This is a genomic window from Pseudomonas sp. 2822-17 (assembly GCF_002742485.1).
GTDB lineage: Bacteria > Pseudomonadota > Gammaproteobacteria > Pseudomonadales > Pseudomonadaceae > Aquipseudomonas > Aquipseudomonas cyclaminis.
In genome coordinates, this window is record NZ_LJRZ01000388.1 from 1 (window position 1) to 3,247 (window position 3,247).

The following is a 3,247-nucleotide window of genomic DNA, read 5'->3' on the forward strand; positions in this document are numbered from 1 at the left end:
GCCTGCCGGGGTCCGCACCGCGTGACAACCGTTCGTCGCTACTGTCAATGTTGACAGCTATTCAGCCCAACCCGCCGGGTGTCTGATTTTCTTGTCCCGCGCCCCTTGGCGCTATTGCCGCAAGGAATTCAGCCATGCCTGATGAACCAGCTGTCATTGAGCCTTCCCCCGCCGAGGGTTCTATTCCATTTGACCACGCCCTGGTGGTTTACCCGTCCAACAGCAACCGCGCCGTGGACCTAGAGCCCCCTCCTTATGTGGCCAACCCGGTCATTTCTGTGATCGGCGCCGATCGAGGATTGGGCATCCGCCACATCGAGAACAGCCTGATCGTAACCTTTGAGCGCTGGGTGACGTTAAATGTGGGCGATGTGTTCAAGTTTTACATGGGCGGTTCCCCGTTCGAGCTGGCCTGGGCTGAAGTGCGGCCAGGCGAAGAAAACCGGCCACGGTATCAATTGGCGATCCTCCGCGAGCTGGTGCCTCGGGGCTTTGTTTCGTCCTGCTATGGGCGGGTGGTGCGTGTGGGCAGCGGTACGGAAAGTACCTCGGTGCCGCAAACCTGGTTGATCAAGGACACAAGGCCTGGCGGCGTCGATCAGGACCCAGGCTTGCCTTATCACTCCGCACTCAAACTGCACTTGCCCCTCGACCTGCAACGGCCGGGCAGCGTGCTGGACCCTGATCGCGCAGCCCTGGGAGTCGTGCTCACCATTGATCGTTACCCTGAGATACGCATACGCGACACCGTTGAGCTTTATTGGAACGGCCATTTGGTGACGTTGCAGTTGGACGCCGGTCACATTTCCGGGGCCAAGCCTATTGACGTGCAGGTGGATCCGGAAATCATTAACCGGCCCCACGGCAGTGGCTTACTGACGATCCGTTTTCGGGTCCGCGATGAAGTGCTGAATTTTTCCGGCGAAATTCAGCAATGGTCGCAAGTGGTGCATCTGGAAAGTGATCTTGATCCCGACTTGCTCGAACGGCCGTACTTCCTGGTGGACCAAGTAGATATTACCGATGTCAATTTCGATACCCACGGTGAGGGCTACTTTGAAGTAGAAGTGATTGTCCCCAGCCGGCTGCCCAACGGCTCCACCACACCGGCAGGTACCCAAATTCTCGTTACGTTAAGCGGCATCCGGGCTGACGGCTCTGAGCATATTGTGCATTTACCCGCCTTCACGGCACGTATAGGCCGCTCTTCCTACGCCCATGTGGAAAACAGCATCCTCAAGGCGCTGATCAATGGCTCCATGCAAATCTCCTACGAGTTGCAATTTCCACTGGGCACCCTGCTTGGCACATCGCGCCGCCTGACGGTCACCATTTTTGGCACGGTTTCCACCATGCCGCCGGTCGACGTGGTGGAAGATGACGCCGGCTTGATCGACCCCTCGATTGATTACATCACTGTCGAGTTTCCAGAGTACACGCCCTACGACCGCAACTACTCCGTCACCCTGCGCATGGAAGCCATGCGTACCGGTGGCGGCGTGGAGTTCTATGAGCAAACCTTGCTGGCCGGTGCCCCACCGCCACCGACGCGCTTTCGGATTGTGCCGCGCAGTGAATTCCTGCGCTTTGTGGGATTGGGCGATGTGAAGATTTTCTATCGCGTGGACGACGGCTTGGTCGGCGTGCTGGGCGGCAGTGGTGCGCTGGCGGTCCGCGAGTCCGAGCACTTGATCGTGCACTTTGGCGAGCGGGTGGCCGAACTGCCGGAGCCGCAGTTGGACCGCGTCGATGAGCACGGCAACCTTGATCCGGACGATGTGATTGGCCAGGCCATCGTGACACTGCCCTATGTCCGCACCTTCCCGGGTGACACATTTATCTGGCGCTGGGTGGGCACGGGGGATAACGGCAGTACCGGGGATGACATCCTACTCAATGGCAGCAGCGCGGGCCGGCCAGTGGTGTTTGGGGTCGACAAGGTGTTTGTCGACAACAACCGCAATGGCGAGATCCGTCTGAGCTACACCTTGATCCCGGCAAGTGGCGGGCCCCTGCGTTCTAAAATCCTCATCGTGAGCGTTGGCCAAGCCTTGGGGAATTTGCTGCGACCCGAAGTGCTTGAAGCCTCCCGCAACCCCGATCAACTGACGCCCGAAGCCGTCACACAGGGTGCGACCATTCAGGTCAAGTTCCCGCAAATGCTGCCCACCGACCGCATCCGTGCCGTATGGACGGGCATTCCCGGCATCGGCAGCCACAGTGAAACCAAGGACGGCAACAGCCAAAAAACCCTGAACTTCACCGTCCCCGCCGACGTGGTGGGTGCCAACATCGCGCCCTTTGGCCGACAGATCAGCGTGCAATACTTCCTGCTGCGGGGTACCCGCGAAATACCGTCGTTGATCCTCGACCTGTTGCTGCTCACCCTCAACACCTTGCCGATCCCGACCATTGAAGGCGTGGGGGATGTACCGATACTCAACCTGTCACGACTGACCGGCAACGAGCGCACCATGATCAACACCTGGCATTTCATCCACCGCAACCAGCGCATGTGGATGCACTACACCGGGACCTATGCCGACCCGGAAGGGACTTACTTCGAGGCCACGTACACCAACAACCTGGTAACCGCCGACGGCGAGGTTAACGGCATCATGCCGCCGGCGCCCGTGGATGAACTGCGAAAGCTGAAGGATGGGTCAGACCTGCTCATCCAGTTCTGGGTCAGTTTTGATCGGGGCTCAGAAATAGGTAACGCGGTATTGTTCCGCGAACGGCGTCACATCGTGCAAGCGCTTCCCAGCGAACTGCCGGCGCCCAGGTTCCACAACCTTCCGGGTGCGAGCCTGAGCATCTACCCACTTCAGTACGAGAACTATGCTTTTGTGGCAGTGGCTTACGAGGGCATGAACAGTACGCACTTTATCGAACTGCAATGGATCTATCCCGATTGCACCATGGAGCCGATCTCTGGGAAGTCCGGATTGGACGGCGGGCGCGTGGACTTCCCGATCAGCGCAAGGGTCATTGCCAACAGCGTCGGTAAAACGATCACCTTGCGTTACGTGGCGACTATCAGAACTGACAGGGTTCCGTCTGACAGTCAAGAACTGACGGTGGAGATGATCCGGCCGGAACACTTACCGCAACCACTGATCAACGGACTGCCGGACGGCGGCGCTCTGAACCTGGCGGCCTTTACCGGCCCAGGTAAAGCCAGTGTCAGTAAATGGCCGTTGAGCTTTATCAACCAAAGGGTATGGCTGACCTGCAGCAGTCCCGG

1 protein-coding gene is annotated in these 3,247 nt (G+C 58.9%); it reads left to right on the forward strand.

Annotated elements, in window-relative coordinates; translation table 11 throughout:
* Positions 1-134: 134 nt before the first annotated feature.
* On the forward strand, positions 135-3,247 hold a 3,113-nt coding region (locus AOA60_RS11815), incomplete at its 3' end, for a hypothetical protein (protein ID WP_099584601.1).